Below are 21737 nucleotides of genomic sequence, written 5' to 3' on the forward strand. Positions count from 1 at the left end.
TCAGCGCCCCGGGGCCCAGTCGCCGAGGCCGAACAGGTCGATGGCGTCCTCGAGCGCCAGCTTCAGCCGGTCCAGGCGCGCCACGTCATGGTCGACCTCGCGCAGCCGGACAGGGCCGGCCGACGGCACCTCGCGCACCAGCGCACTGCCCTTGTCGGTCAGCCCGACCAGGCGGGCGCGGCGATCGTTCGGGTCCGTCCGCACCGTAACGAGTTCCATCCGGCGCAACTCGTCGATTGACTGGCCGAGCGTCGCGGGATGCATCACCAGCGCCTTGCGCAACGCTGCGAGCGGCAGTTGCGGGCGTTCGGCACAGATGCGCAGTACCTGCAGCTGCAGGCCGGTGAGGCCGAAGCGCTTCTTCAGGTCCGCCTCGAAGGCCGCCATGGCGCGTTCGAGCCGCACCCAGGCGACGGTGGCGGAAAGCGCCTGCTGCTGCATCAAACCCAACCGAATCCGATTTCCTATGGCAGCATAGTGAGTGCTGCGATGGACCAGTACAAGACTTGACCATGGCCCGCGACGCATGGCACTAGCCGGCAAATCCGGAGACATCTGATGGCAGGAACGCTCATCGTGGCGCTCGATCTCGACACAAGAGACGAGGCCGAACGCCTGGTCGCGGAGCTCGGCGACACGGTCGATTTCTACAAGATCGGCTACCAGCTGTTCTATGGCGGCGACGGGCTCAACCTCGGCAAGGCCCTGCTCGCATCCGGCAAGCGCGTGTTCTTCGACCTGAAGATGCTCGATATCGACAACACGGTCGAAAAGGGCGTCGCCGCCATCGCCAGGACCGGCGCGACGATGGTCACCGTGCACGCCTATCCCAGGACGATGCGCGCGGCCGCCAAGGCGGCACAGGGCTCCAATCTCACCGTGCTCGGCGTCACCGTCCTGACCTCGATGGACGATGCCGACCTCGCCGAGGCCGGCTACGCGCGGGATGCGGCGGGGCTCGTGGCCCTGCGCGCCGAACAGGCCAGGGCCGCCGGCATCGGCGGCATCGTCTGCTCGCCCAACGAGGCGGAAATGGTGCGCGGCATCATCGGGTCATCGATGGCTGTGGTCACCCCCGGCATCCGTCCCGCCGGCGCGGCCCATGGCGACCAGAAGCGCGTCACCGGACCGGCCGAGGCGCTGCGCGCCGGCGCCAGCCACCTCGTCGTTGGCCGTCCGATCACCGCCGCGGCCAGCCCGCGGGCAGCGGCACTCGACATCCTCGCCGAAATGGGCGGGGCGAAGCGGGTAGCTTAGCTCCCCTCCCCCTTGAGGGGCTGGGGGTGGGAATCCATCGGCAATCGCGGCACCACCCCTCCCGCGATCCCTCCCCTCAAGGGGGAGGGCGGCAGAGATTCCCGCTTTCGCGGCAATAACCCGGTGGGGTATAGGCCACATAGTAGTCGTCGGGAGCCGGGCATGTCAGACCTGAAGGTAGCAGTCGCCGGAGCGGGCGGACGCATGGGCGGCGCCAATATCCGGGCCATCGCCGCGACGCCGGGCCTCGTGCTCCAGTCTGCCTTCGACCGCTCGGGCGCGCCGGTCATCGGCAGGGATGCGGGCGAACTGGCCGGCCTCGACGCACTGGGTGTCACGATCACCGACAATCTCGACACCGCCCTCGCCGGCGCCGAGGCCATCATCGATTTCACCGCCCCGGCCAATTCCGTCCTCCTGGCGCGGGAAGCGGCGCGGCGCGGACTCGTCCACATCGTCGGCACCACCGGCTGCAGCGAGGCCGACGAGGCCGCCATCGCGCAGGCCGCGGCGGACGGCGCGCGCATCGTCAAGGCCGGCAATTTCTCGCTCGGCGTCAACCTGCTGCTGGGGCTCGTCAGGCAGGCGGCGGCGGCGCTGCCCGGCTTCGACATCGAAATCCTCGAGATGCACCACAACAAGAAGGTCGACGCCCCCTCGGGTACCGCGCTGATGCTGGGCGAAGCAGCCGCGCGCGGTCGCAACGTCGACCTCGGGACCCACTCGGTGCGCGTCCGCGACGGCCATACCGGCCCGCGCCAGGCCGGCACGATCGGCTTTGCCACGCTGCGCGGCGGCAATGTCATCGGCGAGCACAAGGTGATCCTCGCCGGCCCGTCCGAGCGGATCGAGCTCAACCACATCGCCGACAACCGCGCGCTGTTCGCCGAAGGCGCCGTGCGGGCCGCGCTCTGGGCCCGCGACCAGCGGCCCGGCCTCTATTCCATGGCCGACGTGCTCGGCTTCAACTGAAGGACATTTGGATGACCGGTACGCTGATCCTCGTGCGCCATGGCGAGAGCGAGTGGAACCTGAAGAACCTGTTCACCGGCTGGCGCAACCCGGACCTCACCGAGAAGGGGATCGGGGAGGCCAAGGCGACTGGCGAGCGGCTGAAGCAGGCCGGGCTGGTGCCGGACGTCTACTTCACCTCGGCATTGCGCCGGGCCCAGCACACGCTTGACCTGATCCTCGAGGTGCTCGGCATCACCGAGGTGACGATCACCCGCTCCAAACAGCTCAACGAGCGCGACTACGGCGACCTCGCCGGGCTCAACAAGGACGACGCGCGCCAGAAGTGGGGCGAGGAGCAGGTGCTGATCTGGCGCCGTTCCTTCGACGTCCCCCCGCCGGGCGGCGAAAGCCTCAAGGACACGGCGGCGCGCACGCTGCCCTATTTCGACAGGGAAATCCTGCCGCTACTCAAAGCCGGCAAGACGGTGCTGATCGCCGCCCACGGCAACTCGCTGCGCTCGATCGTCATGGCCATCGAAAACCTGACCCCCGAGCAGATCCTGAAGCGCGAACTCGCGACCGGTGAGCCGGTGGTCTACAAGATCGACGCGGACGGGAAACTGGCGGGGACGGTGGCGGTCTGACAGTGCCCCTCACCCCGGCGCTTCGCGCCACCCCTCTCCCTCAAGGGGAGAGGGGAAGAAACAGGGCACAGCCTTCCCTCTCCCCTTGAGGGAGAGGGTGCCTCGCGCAGCGAGGCGGGTGAGGGGACGGTCAGCCCCCCACCACCCCGCTCTCCCAGCCCAGGATGGCGCGCTTGCGCGGCACGCCCCAATGATAGCCGGTCAGCGCCCCGCTCGAGCCGACGACGCGGTGGCACGGCACGACGAAGCTGATCGGGTTCTTGCCCACCGCCGCGCCCACCGCCCGTGCGGCGGTCGGCCTGCCGATATGGTCGGCGACCTTCTGGTAGGTGGTGGCCGTGCCCACCGGGATCCGCAGCAGCGTCTGCCAGACCTTGATCTCGAAATCGGTGCCGATCAGCACGACGCGCACCGGCTCGTCCGCCTTCCACCGCGAGGGGTCGAAGACGCGCGCCGCCACCGGCGCCACGGCGCGGTCGTCGCGGCGATAGCTGGCATTGGGCCAGCGCCTGGCGAGGTCGTCGAAGGCCGCCTCAACGCTCATCCCCTCGTCGGCAAAGCCGATGCCGGACAGGCCGTACTCGGTCATCGTCAGCACCGCCGTGCCGAACGGCGAAGGCGCGACGCCCCAGGTCATCTCCAGCCCCTCGCCGCGATTGCGATAGGCGCCGGGCGGCATGGCCTCGTGCGTCACGAACAGGTCATGCAGGCGCGAGGTGGAGGACAAGCCGACCGCGTAGGTCGTATCGAGCACGCTCTGGTTGTCGGCCAGCAGCTGCTTGGCGTGGTTCAGCGCGACGCATTGCGCAAAGCTCTTGGGCGAGAGCCCGCACCAGCGGCGGAACAGGTCGGTGAGCTGACGCTCGGTCAGCCCGAGGGCGCGGGCAAAGCGCGGCAGGTCGATCTCGTCGGGCAGGGTCTCGCTGAGATAGGCGATGGCCGCCTGCACCGTCTCATAGTCCGAATTGGCGATGATGGTTTCGTGCTTGCTCATGGGGGCAGAATAGGCGCGCGGGGAAGCGGATGCGACCCGGATTTGACGGGATCCCCCCCTCCCCCTTGAGGGGAGGGGCTGGGGGTGGGGGTCCATCGATGATCACCCGACCACCCCCTCCCTCGATCCCTCCCCTCAAGGGGGAGGGACGCGACGGCGCTCGATCCTGCCACCGGGTCATTCCCGCGAAAGCGGGAACCTCTGTTTGCGGTGCCTGCCAAAGACAGGGATCCCCGCTTTCGCGGGGATGACACCGTGGACAGGGCCAGCGGCTCAGCCCCGCGAGCGCTTCAGCGCCGTGCCGAAGGCCTTGGCGAAGCTCGATTTCTCGTCCGGGTTGAGGAAGGCGCCCAGCTCCACGTCGCGGTCGCGGGTCCTCAGATGCAGCGCCGTGGTGCGCTCGTTGTAGTCGCGGTCGATCACCAGCTTGACGAAGAACGGGTTGAACCGCGTCAGCGTTTCCTTGCCGGTCCCATCGACCTGCTTCAGCTCGAGCTGGTCGGGCCACAGCGTCACCTGCTCGTAGCGCCTGCCGTCGCGCTGGTGCGCGCTCAACGCCCACCAGATCAGCCCCACGCCCAGGCCCATGAAGCCGACGATCGGCCAGGCCCCCATGGAAACGAAGGCGATGCCGGGAATGATGGTGAGCAGCATCGCGACAACGACAACGGCATGAAGGCCCCTCCGTCCCATCGAGCGATGGGGCGTGAGCTTTGCCGCAAAGAGCGGCCTCGCTTGCGTTTGGGTCGTCATCTTGGGCATCACTATAAGCCTGGAATCAGGACGACGGAATGGCACAGAAAAAAGTGAAGTCACTGCCGAAGGCAGATGTCGAGGCCATTTTCGGCGCTTTTGCGGCAAGCAACCCCGAGCCCCGGGGCGAACTCGACTATGTCAACCCGTTCACCCTGCTGGTGGCGGTGGTGCTCTCGGCCCAGGCCACCGACGCCGGCGTCAACAAGGCGACGAAGACGCTGTTCCAGCTCGCCGATACGCCCGAAAAGATGGTGGCGCTGGGGGCCGCCGGGATCGAGGAGCGAATCAAGACGATCGGCCTGTTCCGCACCAAGGCCAGGAATGTCTTCGCCCTCAGCCAGCAGCTGGTCGAGCGGTTCGGCTCCGAGGTGCCGGCAGACCGCGAGGCGCTCGAGAGCCTGCCGGGCGTCGGGCGGAAGACCGCCAACGTCGTTCTCAACATCGCCTTCCGCCAGCCGACCATCGCGGTCGATACGCACCTGTTCCGTGTCGCCAACCGCACCGGCCTCGCACCGGGCAAGACCCCGCTCGAAGTCGAAACCGGGCTCTTGAAGGTCGTGCCAGACCAATACCTGCTGCACGCCCACCACTGGCTGATCCTGCACGGTCGCTACATCTGCAAGGCGCGCAAGCCGGAGTGCTGGCGCTGCATCATCGCGCCATGGTGCCGGTTCGAGCCGAAGACCCCGCCGCCGAAGGGGGCGTGAGCGGCGGCGCGACGCCTCAATCCGTTGCGCGCGGCGCAATTCTCCTCTAAGTCCGGCGCCGGCTCGTTTCTCCCCAGCAGACAAGGATTGCCGATGGCCGAGGCCAGGTTCGACGTGTTGACCATCGGCAATGCCATCGTCGACGTCATCGCCCCCATCGAGCCGGGCTTTCTCGAGTGCGAGGGGCTGTCCGAGGGCATCATGCACCTCGTCGATGCCGAGCGCAGCGAATACCTCTACCAGCGCATGCCGGCCGACAAGCGCCAGATCTCGGGCGGCAGCTCGGCCAATACGGCGGCCGGCGTCGCTTCGCTGGGCGGGCGCGCCGCCTTCGTCGGCAAGGTCGCGGCGGACCCGCTGGGCGATGTGTTCGCGGACGACCTCAAGCGCATCGGCGTCCACTACGGGGTGTCCCGCCTCGTCGACGGGCCGGCGACGGCGCGCTCGATGATCCTGCTCTCGCCCGACGGCGAGCGCACCATGAACACCTACCTCGGCGCCTGCCACCAACTGACCCCCGCCGACATCCGGGAAGACGAGATCGGCGCCGCCACGGTCACCTACATGGAAGGCTTCCTGTGGGACCCGACCGAGGCCAAGAAGGCCTTCGTCACCGCGGCCCACTATGCCCACAAGCATGAGAAGGCGGCATCGTTCACGCTCTCGGACCCGTTCTGCGTGCACCGCTACCGCGACGAGTTCCTCGACCTCATCCGCTCGAAGACCATGGACATCGTGTTCGGCAATATCGAGGAGCTGAAGGCGCTCTACCAGACCGACTTCCACGGGGCGGTGCAGGCGATTGCCCAGGATGCCGAACTCGCCGCCATCACCATGGGCGCGCAGGGCGCGATGGCCATCGCCAATGGGGAGATCATCACGGTGCCGGCCTATGCCGTGCCCGAGGTGGTCGACGTCACCGGCGCCGGCGACCTGTTCGCGTCGGGCTTCCTGCTCGCCCTCGCCCGCGAACGCGACCTCCGCACCGCGCTGCAGGCCGGGTGCCTTGCCGCCAGCGAAGTGATCTCGCATATCGGCGCCCGCCCGGTGGCGGACCTGCAGGCCATGGCAGCGGGGCATGGGATCGGGGTCTGAGGGCTCGGCTGCGCCGGCGGCGCCACAACGTCCCCTCTCCCCTCCGGGGAGAGGGTTAGGGTGAGGGGTGGCCAAGCGCGCTACACCTTCCTGAGCGCCACCCGCTCGATGGTGTGGCTCGGCCCCTTGGTCAGCACCAGGTCGGCGCGGCTTCGGGTCGGCTGGATGTTGTCGCGCAGGTTGGGCAGGTTGATCTCGGTCCAGGCCCACCTGCCGAACTTCTCGGCTTCCTCGCTGCTCATCTGGGTGAAGCGGTGGAAGAAGCTCTTGGGATCGGCGAAGGCGGTCTGGCGCAGGCGCCGGAAGCGCTCCATGAACCAGTCGGTCAGGTCCTTCTCGTCGGCATCGATGAAGATCGAGAAATCGAGGAAGTCCGAGGCGAACAGGATCGGCCGGCCGGATCTGGGCAGTTCGCCCGGCTGCAGGATGTTAAGCCCCTCGACGATCAGGATGTCCGGCCGGTCGATGGTCACGTACTGGCCCGGCACGATGTCGTAGACGAGGTGCGAGTAGACCGGCACCTTCACGTCGCGCTTGCCCGACTTGATGTCGGAGAGGAAGCGGATCAGCCCCGCCCGGTCGTAGCTCTCGGGAAAGCCCTTGCGCTCGGCGAGCTTGAGCTCCTCGAGTCTCGCGTTCGAGAACAGGAAGCCGTCGGTGGTGACGAGGTCGACCTTGGGCGAGTTCGGCCAGCGACTGAGCAACGCGCGCAGGATGCGCGAGGTGGTCGACTTGCCCACCGCCACGGAACCGGCGACCCCGATGATGTAGGGCACCTTGCGGTCGTCGGCGCCGAGAAAGCGGGTCGAGGCGCGGTGCAGCTCCTGCGTCGCCTCGACATAGAGCGAGATCAGGCGGCTCAGCGGCAGGTAGATCTGCTCCGCCTCGGCGAAGGAGATCGGGTCGGTCAGGGCGCGCAGCCGCTCGATGTCGGCCGGCTCGAGCGTCATCGGCTCGTCGGCGCGAAAACGGCTCCACTCCGCCTTGGTGAAATAGTGGTAGGGCTCGAGCTGCTCGGCCATCACGACTTTCTCCGCCCCGCCTTCTCGGCAATGCCCGATTGCGCGGTGCGCTTTTCGAGCTCGGCCATCACGTCGGCAAGCGGCACGCCGGCGCCGCGCAGCAGCACCAGCAGGTGATAGAGCACGTCGGCGGCCTCGGCGGTGGTGCCGGCCGGGTCGCGGGTCACCGCCGCGATGATCAGCTCGGCCGATTCCTCGCCGAACTTCTTGGCGGCCCGCTCGATGCCGGCGGCGAGCAGCTTTGCCGTCCAGCTCTCCTCCGGCGAAGCGGTGGCGCGTGCCGCCACCCGCTGGTCGAGCGCTTCGAGGGTGAAGCCCATCAGATCTCTCCCGCGTTGCTGTCGCGCCGCATCGGGATGCCGTGGCGCTCCATGTAGTCCTTGGCCTCGCCGACCGTGAAGGTGCCGAAGTGGAAGATCGACGCCGCCAGCACCGCCGAGGCGTGCCCCTTCTTGACCCCGTCGACGAGGTCGTCGAGCGAGCCGACGCCGCCCGAGGCGATCACCGGCACATGCACGCTGTCGGCGATGGCGCGGGTGAGCTCGAGGTCGAAGCCGGACTTGGTGCCGTCGCGATCCATCGAGGTGACCAGCAGCTCGCCGGCGCCGCGCTCGACCATCCGCGCGGCGAACTCCACCGCGTCGATCCCGGTCGGGTTGCGGCCGCCATGGGTGTAGATCTCCCACTCGTCCATGTTGTGCTGGCCGGGCGCGCGGGTCTGGCGGCGGCGCGCGTCGATCGAGACGACGATGCACTGGTCGCCGAACTTGTCGGCGGCGCGGGCGACGAAGTCGGGATCGTTCACCGCCGCGGTGTTGATCGCCACCTTGTCGGCTCCGGCGAGGAGAAGCTTGCGGATATCCTCGACCTTCCGCACGCCACCCCCCACCGTGACCGGCATGAAGCAATGCTCGGCCGTCCGCGCCACCACGTCGAAAATGGTGTCGCGGTTGTCGGAGCTCGCGGTGATGTCGAGGAAGGTGAGTTCATCGGCGCCGGCGGCGTTGTAGGCGATCGCCGCCTCGACCGGGTCGCCGGCATCGATCAGGTCGACGAACTGCACGCCCTTCACGACGCGACCGTCCTTGACGTCGAGGCAGGGGATGATGCGGGTCTTCAAAGTCATTGCCGGGGCTCCCGGGGCTTGGTCAGCTTGCCCGCTATGGCGAAGACGAAGCTGAAAATCCAGAAAAACAGCGCGAAGAGGACGAGCGGTGCGACCAGCGCCGGCAGGAATCCGCCGAGGCTCAGGTAGCCGAGGGCCAGGATGGGCACCAGCGCCAGCGGATACCACAACAGGTTCACCCGCCGGATCAGGATCGGCCTGTTGCGCCGCTCAGGCATCGAAGCCGGCCCGCCGCTTCCAGCGCCCGCGATGCCAGAACAGGATGCCGAGCCAGGCGAAGGCGAGCACGATCCCGGCCGGCCAGGTCACCAGCGCGTACCAGAAGGTATTGGCCATGGCCTGCAGTTGGCCCGCCTTGTCGACGCCATCGACGATGCACGGGTCGAGCACGCCGTCCGTCACCGTGCAGCCGTGGCCCTGCGCCACGTTCGCCGCATAGACGGTGAGCGCGATCGGCGCCATGGCGCCCACAAAGATCAGCGCCAGCGCGATCAGGTAGGGCCACCACGGAAAGCGCGGTGCGGTCACGCCGCCCTCACCTGCTTGAGCAGCGCCAGTGCTTCACGTGAATCAATGCGCCCGTCGTAGAGGGCGCGGCCGGAGATGGCACCCTCGAGCACCTGGTACTCCGGCAACGTCATCGTCCGGATGTCGTCCATCGAGGCGAGTCCGCCCGAGGCGATCACCGGGATCGACACGGCCCGCGCCAGCTCCAGCGTCGAGGGCCAGTTTATCCCCTTGAGCACGCCGTCGCGGTCGATGTCGGTGTAGATGATGGCGGCGACACCGGCGCCCTCGAAGCGCTGCCCCAGCTCGATCGCCGTCAGCTCGGAGGTTTCCGCCCAGCCCTCGACCGCCACCCTGCCGCCGCGCGCATCGATGCCGACCGCCACCTTGCCGGGGAACAGCCGCGCCGCTTCACGCACCAGCTCGGGATCCCGCACGGCGACCGTGCCGAGAATGACGCGGGCCAGGCCCTTCGCCAGCCAGCTCTCGATATGGGCGATGGTGCGGATGCCGCCGCCCAGCTGCACCGGGAACGTCACGGCCTTGAGGATGGCCTCGACGGCGGCGCCATTGACGCTCTCGCCGGCAAAGGCGCCGTTCAGGTCGACGACATGCAGGTATTCAAAACCCTGGCTCTCGAACGCCCGGGCCTGCGCGGCCGGATCGTCGTTGAACACGGTGGCCTGCGCCATGTCGCCCAGCTTCAGCCGGACGCACTGCCCATCCTTCAGGTCGATAGCGGGAAACAGGATCATGCAGAAGGCTCCGTGGGCTTGGCCAGCCCCTCACCCCTTCCCTCGCCCCAAAGGGGCGAGGGGGCGGTAGCTGCACGGTCAGCGAAACAAGCGTTCCCTCTCCCCTCTGGGGAGAGGGCCAGGGTGAGGGGCAACCAAGCGAACAGTCTCAAGGCTTCCACCGCAGGAAATTCCCGATCAGCCGCAGCCCGAGGGTCTGGCTCTTCTCCGGGTGGAACTGCGTGCCCAGCATGTTGTCGCGGCCGACGATGGCGGTGACCTGCTGGCCATAGTCGGCCGTGGCGATCAGCGTCTCCGGGCGCTCGGTCTCAAGGTGGTAGGAGTGGACGAAATAGGCGTGCAGCCCGGTCTCGCCGTCGGGAATGCCCTGCAGCAGCGGATGCGACTGGCGGAAGGTGAGCGTATTCCAGCCCATGTGCGGGACCTTGAGCCCGCCCTTCGGCTCGAGCCGCACCACGGAGCCGGGGATCCAGCCGAGCCCTTTGGTGACCGCCTTTTCGCGCCCTTCGGTCGCCATCAGCTGCATGCCGACGCAGATGCCGAGGAACGGCACCCCGCCCCGGATGACGCGCTCCTCGAGTACCTCGACCATGCCGGTGACGGCATCGAGCCCGGCGCGGCAATCGGCAAAGGCGCCGACACCCGGCAAGACGATGCGGTCGGCGCGGCGCACCGCCTCGACATCGTCGGTGACGAGGATGGTGTCGCCGGTGCCGGTCTCGCGCGCGGCGCGCTCGAAGGCCTTGTGGGCCGAGCGCAGGTTGCCCGAGCCGTAGTCGATGATGGTGACCGTGCTCATGCGGACTGCCGCTTCATGTATTCGACAAGTGCGAGGTCCTCGGCCTGGGCGACATAGTCGCCCTGATAGGCGCCGCCGCTGCGCGCCGCCTTGACGCGGCGGAAGGCCGGCGCCTCGAAGCCGATCAGCACGGCCATCAGCACGTAGAGCCAGAAGCTGGCCGCGCCGCCGATCCAGGGCGACAGCGCCACGATCAGCGCCGTGCCGAAGGCCCAGCCGGTGAGCAGCAGCCACAGTCCATGCACGAGCGCGTGAACCGGCGGCACGAGGGCAGCGGACCACGAGAAGCGATCGGCCACCGCAATCGGGCCGTCGCTCGGACGTGCATAGACGGAATACAGGGTCACGGGATAACCTCAAGGGATCGGGCTATGCGGTTCGCCTTAGAGCAAAACCGCGGCGGTTGGAAGATCGAGGGGATCGGCCACCAGGCCCGCCATGCCATGGGCAACGAGGAGAGCTCAATGTCGCACGACCAGGACACCCACGCCGAACCGCTGGGACAGGCCAATTTTCTCCGCTGGCTCGCCATCGGGCTGATCGGGCTGATGGCCCTGTTCACCCTGTTCGTCCTCGGCTCGGCCGCCCTGCACGGCTTCAGCTGATACCCGCGCTGCCGGGTCAGAGCGTACCCTTGGTCGACGGGATCGCGTCAGCCGCGCGCGGATCGATCTCGACGGCACTGCGCAGCGCCCGGGCCAGCGCCTTGAAGGCGCTCTCGGCGATATGGTGGTTGTTGTCGCCGTAGAAGGTCTCGACGTGCAGCGTGATGCCGGCATTCATGGCAAAGGCCTGGAACCACTCGCGGAACAGTTCGGTGTCCATCTCGCCGACCTTGTCGCGGGTGAACTCGACCTTCCAGACGAGGAACGGCCGGCCCGAGACGTCGAGCGCGACGCGGGTGAGCGTCCCGTCCATCGGCAGGTCCGACGACGCATAGCGCCGGATACCCTTCTTGTTGCCCAGCGCCTGCTTCACCGCTTCGCCCAGCGCGATGCCGACATCCTCGGCCGTGTGGTGGAAGTCGATATGCAGGTCGCCCTTGGCGCGCACCGTCATGTCGATCAGCGAGTGCTTGGCCAGCTGGTCGAGCATGTGGTCGAGAAAGCCGATGCCGGTCCGCATGTCGTGCTTGCCCGACCCGTCGAGGTTCACCGACACGGTGATGTCGGTCTCGTTGGTCTTGCGGGCGATTTCAGCAGTTCGCATGGCTCAATCCTCTCGGCGCGGCGGCTCTAGCAGATAGCGCCGGACGGGTGAAGATGCGGTGAAGGGGACGCCGTTGCATGACCACCACACGTCCCGGCCGTCATCCCGGCGAACGCCGGGACCCAGTGCACCAGCTCTACCACAACCGGGCCCCCTCCGGCCCGTCACCGAAGGACCGCCGCGTTCACCAGCCGACCCGACCGTCCGAGCGATGGGTCCCGGGCGTTCGCCGGGATGACGACCTGTGATTGGTGCAACGCCGTGCCCGCAAGCACCCAGTCACCCCCGCGAACCTACCCAACCGTCCAGTGCGGTTTGCATTCGCCCGCGCCACCCCTAAATAAGGCGGAACAGTTCTGGAGTACCTCCCCCATGTCGCAAGACAACGACTTCCCCGGCTGGCACGGCACGACCATCGTCGCCGTGCGCAAGGGCAACAAGGTGGTGGTGGCCGGGGACGGACAGGTCTCGGTCGGCAACACGGTGATGAAGCACAGCGCCAGGAAGGTCCGGCGCCTCGCCGACGGCAAGGTGATCGGCGGCTTCGCCGGCGCCACGGCCGACGCCTTCACGCTGTTTGAAAGGTTGGAAGCCAAGCTGATCCAGTATCCGGACCAGCTGATGCGCGCCGCGGTCGAGCTGGCGAAGGACTGGCGCACCGACCGCTACCTGCGCCGGCTCGAGGCCATGATGATCGTCGCCGACAAGGACGTGACGCTGGTGCTCACCGGCACGGGCGACGTGCTGACCCCCGACCACGACACCATCGCCATCGGCTCGGGCGGCAACTACGCCTATTCCGCCGCCCTGGCGCTCAGCGAGAATACCGACCTCGATGCCGAGCAGATTGCCCGCAAGGCGATGAAGATCGCCGCCGAGGTGTGCATCTACACCAACGAGAACGTCACGCTCGAGACCATCGAGACCTAGAGAGTCCGGCGGCCGTATGGCGCCATATCAGTGGTTGCGTTCCCGAACCGGAAACCCGCAAGGGCACTCTTGCCGGGGACGCTCACGAGGACGCGCTGCAACGGGCGTCCGGAAGGAAGTTTGATGACCGACACCAATTTCTCCCCGCGCGAGATCGTTTCCGAACTCGATCGCTACATCGTGGGCCAGCATGACGCCAAGCGCGCCGTCGCCGTGGCGCTGCGCAACCGCTGGCGCCGCCAGCAGCTTCCCGAGGAGCTGCGCGCCGAGGTCACTCCCAAGAACATCCTGATGATCGGGCCCACGGGCGTGGGCAAGACCGAGATCAGCCGGCGCCTTGCCAGGCTGGCGCAGGCCCCGTTCATCAAGGTCGAGGCGACCAAGTTCACCGAGGTCGGCTATGTCGGCCGCGACGTCGAGCAGATCGTGCGCGACCTGGTCGAGGCCGGCATTTCGCTGTTGCGCGACAAGAAGCGCAACGAGGTGCAGGCGCAGGCGCACCACAATGCCGAGGAACGCGTGCTCGATGCGCTGGTCGGCTCGTCGGCGACGCCCTCGACCCGTGACAGCTTCCGTTTGAAGCTGCGCAACAACGAGCTCGACGACCGCGAGATCGAGGTCGAGATGACGTCCCAGGCCCCGGCCGGCGGCTTCGAGATTCCCGGCATGCCGGGCGCCAGCGTCATCAACATCCAGGACATGCTCGGCAAGGCCTTCGGCGGCCGCGGCGTCAAGCGCAAGGTCAAGGTCAAGGACGCGCACGCCCCGCTGATGGCCGAGGAGGCCGACAAGCTGCTCGACCAGGATGCGCTGACCAAGGAAGCCATCGAGCTGGTCGAGAACCACGGCATCGCCTTCATCGACGAGATCGACAAGGTGGCCAACCGCGAAGGCGTCGGCCAGGGCCCGAGCCGCGAAGGCGTGCAGCGCGACCTGCTGCCGCTGATCGAAGGCACGACCGTCTCGACCAAGTACGGACCGGTGCGGACCGACCACATCCTGTTCATCGCCTCCGGCGCCTTCCACGTGAGCAAGCCCTCGGACCTCTTGCCCGAGCTGCAGGGGCGCCTGCCCATCCGGGTCGAGCTCAGCGCGCTGAGCCGCGATGACCTGATCGGCATCCTCAACGACACCGACGCCAGCCTGATCAAGCAGTACGTGGCGCTGATGAAGACCGAGGGGCTGACGCTCGCTTTCACCCCCGACTCGATCGAGGCGATCGCGGACGCGGCCGTGCATGTCAACGCCACGGTCGAGAACATCGGCGCGCGCCGGCTCGCCACCATCCTCGAGCGGCTGGTCGAGGACATCTCGTTCGACGCGCCGGACAAGGCAGGCCAGACCATCACCATCGACAAGGCCTACGTGGCCGAGCGCATCGGCAAGATGGCGGCGGACACCGACCTCAGCCGCTTCGTGCTGTAGCGCGTCGCCTCGGTCCGGCTCCACGCGTCCCCACCCATCAGGTCATCCCCGCGAAAGCGGGGATCTCCGTTGCGGCGGCCGGCTCTACTTCGTCCGCCGGATCACTTCGGTGCTGAGGAACGCCAGGTCCTCGGGGCTCAGCTTGCCGATGTCGCGGGCGAGGCGGTTGGCCAGTTCGGTCGCCGCGGGCGGCATGCCGGCGGTGTCGATCGCGACCTTGGGATCGCTCATCTCGGCGAGGCGCTGCAGGTCCTCGGCGTCGTCCCAGATCACGTTGAAATAGGCGATGATCTTCTGCAGCAAAGTGAAGGTCGGCTTGCCGCGCCGGCCGTGCTCGAGGGCGCTGAGATAGGCGCTCGACACCTGCAGCGCCGCCGCCATCTCCTTCAGCGTCACGCCGCGCTCGTCGCGCATGGCCCGCAGCCGCTCTCCCAGTGGCGTCATCGATAGTCGCGCTCCCGCCGCAGACGGACATAGAAGGCCCCGTCGCCGCCATGGCCCTGGGCGGCGACGTCCCAGCCGGCGACAAGCGGGGCAAGGTTCGGCTCGCTGAGCCAGATCGGCAGCATGGCGCGCAGCACGCCGCGCTCGATGATCACCGCGGCATCGTCGCCGAGTTTCTTCAGGCCCTTGCCGGTGATCACGAGCAGCGTGCGGTCGCCGCGGGCGGCGCGCGCATGGATGAAGCGGGTGAGCGCGGCATGGGCCTCGACCTGGCGCATGCCGTGCAGGTCGATGGTGCCGTCGATCTCGACGCGGCCGCGCTGCAGGCGCTGCTTGAGGTTGGGCTCGATGCCGGCCCGCGGCTTCCTCGCCGGCCGCCCGTCGGATTGGTATGGCGGCATGACGGGCATCAGCCGGTGCGGCTTGGGCAGCGGCGCCGCCGGCAACGGCAGCGGTTCGGCCTCCAGGTCGACGAACGGGCGGCGCGGCGGCCGCAATGGTGCGACGGTCTGCCGGACCTCATGCCAAAGGTGCCAGTCCGGGAGCTGTCCCTTCCCGTCCGACCGGCGCTTGGCCATGGCAAAGCCCCCGCTGCCGGCCTATTCGAGCTGGCTGGTGGCGACAAGCTTCCAGTTGGGGTCGCGCGACTTGGGGTTGCGCGCGAAGGTCCATTCGTCGGCGATATTGGTGACCTGGTCGGCATTGCCCTCGATCAGGGCGCCGTCCTTGTCGCGGGTGGCCGAGACCACCTCGGCATGGAAGCGGATGGTGACGTTGGCGTTTCGCTTGTCGAGCTCGGCCTCCGAGATCTCGACCTTGGGCAGGCCGACGAAGGTGACCTCGACCTTGCGGCCGGCCGCCTCGCGATCCTTGATCACCTTCTCGAAGCCGTCGAACACGTCCTTTTCGAGCAGGTTCCTGAGCGTCTGCCGGTCACCCGAGGCAAAGGCGGTGACGATCATCTCGTAGGCCGCCTTGGCGCCTTCCATGAAGCTCTTGGGCGAGAAGGCCGGGTCGGCCTCGGCAATTGCCTTCAGCCCCGCCGCCACCGCCTCGTCGCCATGGGCGAACTGGGTGATCTCGGCCTCGAGCTTGCGCTGGTAGCGCTCCTGGTCCTCGTTGCTCTGCGGCACCGGGCGCGGGCGCATCTGCACGACGTTCTCCTCGCCGGGCTTGGCCGCCGCCACTTCGCGCTGGCGCTGGGCCGGCGTGCGCTCGTTGCCGGTGCGTGTCCCCAAGACCTGGCGCAGCCGATAGAGCACCACGATCGCCAGACCGATCACGATCAGCGTGGGGATATCGAAAAACTGATCCATCGGGCACGGGTCTCGCGAGAAAAGGGACGGCCGGCCATGGGCGGCCGGACTTGCTGACCTATATATAGGAAAACGTTCAGCCGGAAACCAGTTCACGTTTGGCTGAAGCGGCCGTCACGGCCGATATGACGCAGTGCTTTCGAAAGGGTAACGCCGTGGGCCGCCTGCTGTTTCTGCTGTTCCTCGCCATGCCGCTGATCGAGATCGCCTGCTTCATCGTGATCGGCAACGCCATCGGGCTGTGGCCGACCCTGCTGGGCGTGCTGGTGATGGCGGCGGCCGGCGTGCTGCTGCTGCGCCACCAGGGCATTTCCGTCGTCAACCAGATGCGCGACACGCTGGGTCGGGGCCAGCTGCCGGCGCGCTCGCTCGCCGACACCATGATGGTCGGCCTCGCCGCCATCCTGCTCATCGTGCCCGGCTACTTCACCGGCCTTCTCGGCCTGTTGCTGCTGATCCCGCCGCTGCGCGGCGCGCTCTACGCCTGGCTCCGTTCGCGCGTCCAGGTCGTCGCGACCACGACCAGCGCCAGCTACGGCTATGCCCCGCCGCGCGTCGAGGACGAAACGATCGAGCTCGATTCGGACGAGTGGCGGCCGCGCTGAGGGCCCCGTGCCCCGCCCTGCGACCCCCACCCCCGGCCTCTCCCCTCGACAGCGAGGGGAGCGCAAAGTGCCGGACTCTCGGACCTGAGGCGCTCGAGCGCTTGTGAGGCCCTCCCAAAAATGCTAGCCAGCGCGCCGAAATAGAGTTCGAGGAACCCTCCGAAATGGCTGACCAGACCCCGGCCGGCGCGGCCAACGCGACCACCACTCCCGCGCCCAGCTACAGCCTCGTGGGCCAGTATACCCGCGACCTGAGCTTCGAGAATCCGGGCGCGCCCGGCTCGGTGCTGCTCGGCGGCGCCAATCCGAACTTCAACGTCGGCATCAATGTCGGGGTCAAGAAGCAGGCCGACGACCTCTATGCCGTCGAGATCAGCCTCAACGCCAAGGCTGAGCGCGACAGCAATGTGCTGTTCAATGTCGAACTGGTCTATGGCGGCGTGTTCCGCGTCAAGAACGTGCCCGAGAACCAGCTGGCGCCGCTGCTGATGGTCGAGTGCCCGCGCATGATCTTCCCGTTCGCCCGCCACGTGCTGGCGACCGTCGTCCAGCTCGGCGGCTTCCCGCCGCTGATGATGGAGCCGGTCGACTTCATGGCGCTCTACGTGCAGAACCTCAAGGCGATGCAGGCACAGCAGGCCCAGGGCGCGGCGAACTGATCGCCGCCAGGCGGCACCCATTTGCCTCCATCCACGATGTCATCCCCGCAAAAGCGGGGATCTCCGTTTCTGGCGCCAGCGCAAGCCGAGATTCCCGCTTTCGCGGCAATGAGTAGCTGGGGCAGCCATGCAGCCCCTACTCCGCCGCCACCGACACTTCCGAGTAGGTCACCCACAGCGCGTCGGCGCCCAGCGTGCCGACCAGCACCGCATGCGCCTTGAGCTCGGCATCGCTCAGGCGCGGCGCGAGCGGCACCGGCCGCTGCCGGGCCGGCGCGAACACCGCCGACCGGCCCATCTCGATGCGCTGGTCGCTGCTCAGAGACAGCGCCACCTGCCGGCCGCCGATCAACTCGAGATAGACATCGGCGAGGATCTCGCTGTCGAGCAGCGCCCCGTGCAGCACGCGCCTCGAATTGTCGATGCCGTAGTGCTTGCACAGCGCGTCGAGGCTGACACGGGCGCCGGGATGGCGCTCGCGCGCCACCATCACGGTATCGATCACCGGGTTGGAAAGCCGCGACCGGCCCAGGCGCTCGAGTTCGAAATTGAGAAAACCCATGTCGAAGTCGGCGTTGTGGATGACCAGCGTCGCATCGGCGATGAACTCGAGGAAATTGTCGGCTTCGGCAGCGAACAGGGGCTTGTCGCGCAGGAACTCGGTCGACAGCCCGTGCACGCGAAACGCCTCGTCAGGCACGTCGCGCTCGGGGTTGAGATAGACGTGGAAGTGCCGGCCGGTTGGAATGTGGTTCAGCAGCTCGACGCAGCCGATCTCCACCACCCGGTCGCCGCTCGTCGGCGAGAGGCCGGTGGTTTCGGTATCGAGGACGATTTCACGGGTCATCGCTGGTCTCTGGCCCTGAGCCTCGTCACCAGCGCGCGCACGGCGCTGCGTGTCGCTGCGATGGTGCCCGAGGTGTCGAATACATGGGTGGCGCGCCTGATCTTTTCAGCCTGGGGCAGCTGCCGGGCAAGGATGGCATCCAGCTTTTCCACCGTCATCCCCGGCCGGGCCAGGGCGCGCCGACGCAGCTCGGCCTCGTCGACGGTGGTGACGATCACCCCGTCGAGGCCCCAGTCGACGCCGTTCTCGAACAGCAGCGGGATGTCGACCACGGCGATGGGCTCGCCGCGCGCCTCGGCCTCGGCGAGGAAGGTCCGGATTCCGTCGCGCACCAGCGGGTGCACGATGGCCTCGAGCTGCCGGATGCGCTCGGGCTGGCCAAGCACCACGCGGCCGAGCCTTTCCCGGTCGATAACGCCATTGGCCGTGACGCCGGGAAACGCCGCCTCCACCGGCGCCACCGCGGCGCCGCGATAGAGTTCGTGCACGTACTCGTCCGAGGAGAACACCGGCACGCCCAGTTCGGCGAATGCCGCCAGCACCGTCGACTTGCCGGTGGCGATCGATCCGGTGAGGCCGAGCTTCAAGGTCACAGCGTCGCCTCCACCCGGGCGCGCAGCTCCCGCGTCACCGCGGGCCGCACGCCGAACCAGGCCTCGAACCCAGGGATGGCCTGGTGCAGGAGCATGCCCAGCCCGTCCACCGTGCGCAGGCCGAGGGCCCGCGCATCGGCCAGCAGCGGGGTCACCAGCGGCACATAGACGATGTCGGTGACCAGCGCCGTCCTGGACAGCAGCCCCAGCTCGAGATCCTCGAAGCGGGTGTCGTGCATGCCGATCGAGGTGGTGTTGACGACGAGGCCGGCGCCCGCCGCATAACTGGCAAATTCGCCCAGCGCCCCGGCAACGACCGGCCCGCCGATCTCGGCGGCCAGCGCCACTGCCTTGTCCACCGTGCGGTTGAGCAGCACGATCTCGCTGAAGCCGCGCTCGCGCAGCGCCACGAGGACGGCGCGCGCCGCGCCGCCGGCACCGAGCACGATGGCGCGAACGCGCCGGTCGCTCCAGCCCGGGGCGTTCTGGTCGAGATTGCCGAGAAAGCCCATGTAGTCGGTATTGAAGCCGTGTATGCGGCCCTCCGGCTGGGCCACCAGCGTGTTCACCGCCCCGATGGTCCGCGCCAGCGGATCGACGCTGTCGCAGAGCGCGAACACCGCTTCCTTGTGCGGGATGGTGACGTTGCCGCCGACGAAGGCGCCGGCCCGGATGCTGTCGACGAAGGCCGGCAACGCTTCGGGCGCCACGTCGATCGCCTCGTAGCTGCCGTCGATGCGGTGCTCGGCGATCCACGTGCCGTGGATCAGCGGCGAGCGCGAATGCTTGATCGGATGGCCGATGACGAAGGCTTTTTTCACGTGAATCATTCCGGCAGCAATTCGGGGGCGTGGCGCCTGAGCGCCGCCAGCAATGGCAGCAGCGGCAGGCCAAGGATAGTGAAATAGTCACCCTCGATGCGCTCGAACAGCCGGATCGACGGCCCCTCGAGGCGGTAGGCGCCGACCGAAGCCAGCACCGCCTCGCCCTCAAGCGCCAGCACGGCGTCCCGCTCGTCCGCGGAGAAGGCGCGCATGGTCAGCGATGCCGTCTCGACCTCCGACCACAGCACGACGCCATCACGGGCGAGGGCAATGCCGGAGTGGAGATGGTGTGTCCGGTCCCGCAGCCGATCGAGCTGCCGCGCCGCCTGGGCCATATCGATGGGCTTGTGGAGGATGCTCGCCGCGCCACGCTGCCCTTCCTTCTCCCCTTGAGGGAGAAGGTGGCGCGAAGCGCCGGATGAGGGGTGCGCAGACGGAGTCTGCGCGTTCGGAGCGTAGCGACGAGCGACAACGGACTCGGAAGCAAACCCCTCATCCGCCCTTCGGGCACCTTCTCCCTCAAGGGGAGAAGGCGACCCAACAGACGCCGCGGCGCTTGCAGCATTGTCCGATACCGCCAGCACCTGGTCCGCCCCGATCACCAGCGCCCCGGGGTGAGTCGCGGCCACCGTCAATGCCTTGGCCTCGGCCAGCCTCCGGGCCACCTCGACGGCACCGCCGCCTTTCCCCAGCACGGCGGCTTCCACGGCCCGCTCGTCGATTTGCGCTGGACTCGCCACGAATCGCAGCCCGGTGCCGGCCAGCAGGGCGTTTCGCGCGACGCTTTTCGAAGCAAGGATCAGCATGGCAGCGGTTTTCCACACTGTCCTCCAATGCTCAAGTTCCGGCCCGGTGGAAAATCCGGCCGTCGGCGAGCAAGACCGGCTTCTCCCCGCTCCATGCCGATCCATCAACAGCCCGGCGACGCGGGAGAGTTAACAAAGGGTTAAGGTGAGTTGTGGGGATAACCGGTTGCGGATACCCGATGGTCATCAACAGTCCCGTTAACGGATTGCTAACGATTGTGGCATGGTTAATGCCCAGTTAACACGGCCGACTCCGGCCGCCGCCCCCCGGCTCCACCGCCGCCCTTTCAACAGCCCCGACGGCGCTCCGTCCGCGCGCTTGTGTCGCCACGCACCGCCGTTGTGGGCAAACGCGAATTCCTGCAAAACACCGCCATGATAATGAAGATGAAGAATCTAGAATCTCTTTTTGATTGGAAGAGGGCATGACGGCCGACGCCGTGAACAAACCCCTGCTCGAGACTGTCCTTGGACGCCGACAGGAGCGGCTTCCGATCTGGATCATGCGGCAGGCCGGGCGTTACCTGCCGGAGTATCGCGAGGTCCGCGCCAGGGCCGGGACCTTCCTCGATCTGTGCTACACGCCAGAGCTCGCTGCCGAAGTGACACTGCAGCCCTTGCGTCGCTTCGATCTCGACGCCGCGATCCTGTTCTCCGACATCCTCGTCATTCCCGACGCCCTCGGCCAGTCGGTCCGCTTCGAGGCGGGCGAGGGCCCGATCCTCGAGCCTGTGACGGTCGAGACGATCCCTGGGCTCGATCCGAGCCGGGCTTTGGAGAAGCTGAGCCCGGTCATCGAGACCGTGCGCCGGGTTCGGACCAGCCTCGCTCCGGACAAGACGCTGATCGGCTTCTGCGGTTCGCCCTGGACGGTTGCCACCTACATGATCGGCGGGCGCGGCTCGCCCGACCAGGCGGCGGCGCGGTTGTTCGCGCTGCGCCAGCCGGCGGCGTTCGCGCGGCTGATCGACATCCTCGTCGAAGCGAGCATCGCCTATCTCGGGGCGCAGTTCCGCGCCGGTGCCGATGTCGTGCAGCTGTTCGAGAGCTGGGCCCTCAATCTCGACGAAGTGGCGTTCCGCGACTGGGTGATCGAGCCCAACCGCCGCATCGTCGAAGGCCTGCGCCAGGCCATCCCGGATGCACCGGTGATCGGCTTTCCGCGCGGCGCAGCGGGCAACCTGCCGGCCTATGCCGCGCGCACCGGGGTCAACCTGCTCGGGCTCGATTTCGCCACGCCGCTGGCATTCGCCGGTAACCTGCCGCCGGGAATCGGCGTACAAGGCAATCTCGATCCGCTTCGGCTGCTGGCGGGCGGGGAACAGATGGAGGTCCGGACGCGCGCCATCGTGGCGGCGTTCCGTGACCGGCCGCATATCTTCAATCTCGGCCACGGCATCTTGCCGGAGACGCCGATCGCACATGTCGAGCGTCTGATCGAAGTGGCGCGGGGAGCACTCTGA

At 67.8% G+C, this 21737-nt stretch carries 30 protein-coding genes; 11 read left to right on the forward strand and 19 right to left on the reverse strand.

The window, feature by feature from the left end; genetic code table 11:
• Window positions 1-441: a MarR family transcriptional regulator gene (locus tag J0I99_RS09350; protein WP_291389839.1), complete on the reverse strand. Its 441-nt coding sequence runs from the start codon at window positions 439-441 to the stop codon at window positions 1-3.
• Window positions 442-558: 117 nt separating this feature from the next.
• On the opposite strand from J0I99_RS09350, the gene pyrF reads away from it, so the two are divergent.
• From pyrF to J0I99_RS09365, 3 genes are all read left to right on the forward strand, one after another.
• Window positions 559-1257 carry an orotidine-5'-phosphate decarboxylase gene (gene pyrF / locus J0I99_RS09355; protein ID WP_291397197.1) on the forward strand — a complete coding sequence of 233 codons (699 nt, stop codon included), beginning with the start codon at window positions 559-561 and terminating at the stop codon, window positions 1255-1257.
• A 162-nt stretch (window positions 1258-1419) separates the two neighbouring features.
• Window positions 1420-2229: a 4-hydroxy-tetrahydrodipicolinate reductase gene (gene dapB / locus J0I99_RS09360; protein ID WP_291397198.1), complete on the forward strand. Its 810-nt coding sequence runs from the start codon at window positions 1420-1422 to the stop codon at window positions 2227-2229.
• A gap of 11 nt (window positions 2230-2240) precedes the next feature.
• Window positions 2241-2855, forward strand: coding sequence for a 2,3-bisphosphoglycerate-dependent phosphoglycerate mutase (locus J0I99_RS09365; protein WP_291397199.1), 615 nt, complete (start codon window positions 2241-2243; stop codon window positions 2853-2855).
• 130 nt (window positions 2856-2985) lie between these two features.
• Here J0I99_RS09365 and J0I99_RS09370 read toward each other — a convergent pair whose 3' ends face one another.
• On the reverse strand, window positions 2986-3849 hold the full coding sequence (locus J0I99_RS09370) for a methylated-DNA--[protein]-cysteine S-methyltransferase (RefSeq protein WP_291397200.1): 864 nt from the start codon (window positions 3847-3849) through the stop codon (window positions 2986-2988).
• Window positions 3850-4122: 273 nt separating this feature from the next.
• Window positions 4123-4503 carry a DUF2244 domain-containing protein gene (locus tag J0I99_RS09375; protein ID WP_291394245.1) on the reverse strand — a complete coding sequence of 127 codons (381 nt, stop codon included), beginning with the start codon at window positions 4501-4503 and terminating at the stop codon, window positions 4123-4125.
• Between the two features lie 137 nt (window positions 4504-4640).
• Between J0I99_RS09375 and nth the strand changes: the two genes are divergently transcribed.
• Entirely contained in the window at window positions 4641-5312 is a 672-nt protein-coding gene (nth, locus tag J0I99_RS09380) for an endonuclease III (protein ID WP_291397201.1), read from the forward strand.
• 93 nt (window positions 5313-5405) lie between these two features.
• The gene (locus J0I99_RS09385; RefSeq protein ID WP_291397202.1) at window positions 5406-6407 is read left to right on the forward strand and encodes an adenosine kinase; all 1002 of its coding nucleotides are present in this window, start codon (window positions 5406-5408) and stop codon (window positions 6405-6407) included.
• 80 nt (window positions 6408-6487) lie between these two features.
• Here J0I99_RS09385 and coaA read toward each other — a convergent pair whose 3' ends face one another.
• From coaA to J0I99_RS09425, 8 genes are all read right to left on the reverse strand, one after another.
• Window positions 6488-7429, reverse strand: coding sequence for a type I pantothenate kinase (coaA, locus tag J0I99_RS09390; protein WP_291397203.1), 942 nt, complete (start codon window positions 7427-7429; stop codon window positions 6488-6490).
• Window positions 7429-7752, reverse strand: coding sequence for a phosphoribosyl-ATP diphosphatase (locus J0I99_RS09395; protein WP_291397238.1), 324 nt, complete (start codon window positions 7750-7752; stop codon window positions 7429-7431). Before J0I99_RS09395 ends, coaA begins: the two co-directional genes overlap by 1 nt.
• Window positions 7749-8555 (reverse strand): imidazole glycerol phosphate synthase subunit HisF, encoded by an 807-nt coding sequence (hisF, locus tag J0I99_RS09400; RefSeq protein ID WP_291394249.1) that lies wholly within the window; start codon window positions 8553-8555, stop codon window positions 7749-7751. The genes J0I99_RS09395 and hisF overlap by 4 nt, the downstream gene beginning before the upstream one ends.
• The gene (locus tag J0I99_RS09405) at window positions 8552-8773 is read right to left on the reverse strand and encodes a hypothetical protein (RefSeq protein ID WP_291397204.1); all 222 of its coding nucleotides are present in this window, start codon (window positions 8771-8773) and stop codon (window positions 8552-8554) included. The genes hisF and J0I99_RS09405 overlap by 4 nt, the downstream gene beginning before the upstream one ends.
• A complete protein-coding gene (locus J0I99_RS09410; RefSeq protein ID WP_291394251.1) occupies window positions 8766-9083 on the reverse strand; it encodes a hypothetical protein in 318 nt (105 codons plus the stop codon). The genes J0I99_RS09405 and J0I99_RS09410 overlap by 8 nt, the downstream gene beginning before the upstream one ends.
• Window positions 9080-9817, reverse strand: coding sequence for a 1-(5-phosphoribosyl)-5-[(5-phosphoribosylamino)methylideneamino]imidazole-4-carboxamide isomerase (gene hisA, locus J0I99_RS09415; RefSeq protein WP_291397205.1), 738 nt, complete (start codon window positions 9815-9817; stop codon window positions 9080-9082). Before hisA ends, J0I99_RS09410 begins: the two co-directional genes overlap by 4 nt.
• A gap of 148 nt (window positions 9818-9965) precedes the next feature.
• Window positions 9966-10616: an imidazole glycerol phosphate synthase subunit HisH gene (hisH, locus tag J0I99_RS09420; RefSeq protein ID WP_291397206.1), complete on the reverse strand. Its 651-nt coding sequence runs from the start codon at window positions 10614-10616 to the stop codon at window positions 9966-9968.
• A complete protein-coding gene (locus J0I99_RS09425; protein ID WP_291391540.1) occupies window positions 10613-10963 on the reverse strand; it encodes a DUF2628 domain-containing protein in 351 nt (116 codons plus the stop codon). Before J0I99_RS09425 ends, hisH begins: the two co-directional genes overlap by 4 nt.
• Window positions 10964-10987: 24 nt before the next feature.
• Between J0I99_RS09425 and J0I99_RS09430 the strand changes: the two genes are divergently transcribed.
• A complete protein-coding gene (locus J0I99_RS09430; RefSeq protein ID WP_291397207.1) occupies window positions 10988-11221 on the forward strand; it encodes a hypothetical protein in 234 nt (77 codons plus the stop codon).
• A 16-nt stretch (window positions 11222-11237) separates the two neighbouring features.
• Here J0I99_RS09430 and hisB read toward each other — a convergent pair whose 3' ends face one another.
• Window positions 11238-11825 (reverse strand): imidazoleglycerol-phosphate dehydratase HisB, encoded by a 588-nt coding sequence (gene hisB, locus J0I99_RS09435; RefSeq protein ID WP_291397208.1) that lies wholly within the window; start codon window positions 11823-11825, stop codon window positions 11238-11240.
• A 372-nt stretch (window positions 11826-12197) separates the two neighbouring features.
• On the opposite strand from hisB, the gene hslV reads away from it, so the two are divergent.
• Window positions 12198-12755, forward strand: a complete 558-nt coding sequence (gene hslV / locus J0I99_RS09440; protein ID WP_291397209.1) for an ATP-dependent protease subunit HslV — start codon at window positions 12198-12200, stop codon at window positions 12753-12755.
• A 123-nt stretch (window positions 12756-12878) separates the two neighbouring features.
• The gene (gene hslU / locus J0I99_RS09445; protein WP_291397210.1) at window positions 12879-14180 is read left to right on the forward strand and encodes an ATP-dependent protease ATPase subunit HslU; all 1302 of its coding nucleotides are present in this window, start codon (window positions 12879-12881) and stop codon (window positions 14178-14180) included.
• Between the two features lie 84 nt (window positions 14181-14264).
• Here the strand turns inward: hslU and J0I99_RS09450 are convergent, their stop codons facing one another.
• From J0I99_RS09450 to J0I99_RS09460, 3 genes are read right to left on the reverse strand one after another with little or no spacing between them, the layout of a single operon-like run.
• Entirely contained in the window at window positions 14265-14624 is a 360-nt protein-coding gene (locus J0I99_RS09450; protein ID WP_291391545.1) for a helix-turn-helix transcriptional regulator, read from the reverse strand.
• Window positions 14621-15202, reverse strand: a complete 582-nt coding sequence (locus J0I99_RS09455) for a Smr/MutS family protein (protein WP_291397211.1) — start codon at window positions 15200-15202, stop codon at window positions 14621-14623. Before J0I99_RS09455 ends, J0I99_RS09450 begins: the two co-directional genes overlap by 4 nt.
• Window positions 15203-15223: 21 nt before the next feature.
• Complete coding sequence (locus J0I99_RS09460) at window positions 15224-15940, reverse strand: Tim44/TimA family putative adaptor protein (protein WP_291397212.1); 717 nt, start codon at window positions 15938-15940, stop codon at window positions 15224-15226.
• 155 nt (window positions 15941-16095) lie between these two features.
• On the opposite strand from J0I99_RS09460, the gene J0I99_RS09465 reads away from it, so the two are divergent.
• Both J0I99_RS09465 and secB read left to right on the forward strand, forming a co-directional pair.
• On the forward strand, window positions 16096-16545 hold the full coding sequence (locus tag J0I99_RS09465) for an FxsA family protein (protein ID WP_291391548.1): 450 nt from the start codon (window positions 16096-16098) through the stop codon (window positions 16543-16545).
• A gap of 164 nt (window positions 16546-16709) precedes the next feature.
• Entirely contained in the window at window positions 16710-17204 is a 495-nt protein-coding gene (gene secB / locus J0I99_RS09470) for a protein-export chaperone SecB (protein WP_291391549.1), read from the forward strand.
• A 136-nt stretch (window positions 17205-17340) separates the two neighbouring features.
• On the opposite strand, the gene dnaQ is transcribed toward secB, so the two are convergent.
• From dnaQ to J0I99_RS09490, 4 genes are read right to left on the reverse strand one after another with little or no spacing between them, the layout of a single operon-like run.
• Entirely contained in the window at window positions 17341-18051 is a 711-nt protein-coding gene (dnaQ, locus tag J0I99_RS09475; protein ID WP_291391550.1) for a DNA polymerase III subunit epsilon, read from the reverse strand.
• A complete protein-coding gene (gene coaE / locus J0I99_RS09480; RefSeq protein ID WP_291397213.1) occupies window positions 18048-18644 on the reverse strand; it encodes a dephospho-CoA kinase in 597 nt (198 codons plus the stop codon). Before coaE ends, dnaQ begins: the two co-directional genes overlap by 4 nt.
• The gene (locus J0I99_RS09485) at window positions 18641-19474 is read right to left on the reverse strand and encodes a shikimate dehydrogenase (protein WP_291397214.1); all 834 of its coding nucleotides are present in this window, start codon (window positions 19472-19474) and stop codon (window positions 18641-18643) included. Before J0I99_RS09485 ends, coaE begins: the two co-directional genes overlap by 4 nt.
• Window positions 19471-20274, reverse strand: a complete 804-nt coding sequence (locus J0I99_RS09490) for a Maf family protein (protein ID WP_291397215.1) — start codon at window positions 20272-20274, stop codon at window positions 19471-19473. The genes J0I99_RS09485 and J0I99_RS09490 overlap by 4 nt, the downstream gene beginning before the upstream one ends.
• 425 nt (window positions 20275-20699) lie before the next feature.
• Between J0I99_RS09490 and hemE the strand changes: the two genes are divergently transcribed.
• Window positions 20700-21737, forward strand: a complete 1038-nt coding sequence (gene hemE / locus J0I99_RS09495; RefSeq protein WP_291397216.1) for a uroporphyrinogen decarboxylase — start codon at window positions 20700-20702, stop codon at window positions 21735-21737.

This window comes from Devosia sp., from assembly GCF_017307495.1.
Classification (GTDB): domain Bacteria; phylum Pseudomonadota; class Alphaproteobacteria; order Rhizobiales; family Devosiaceae; genus Devosia_A.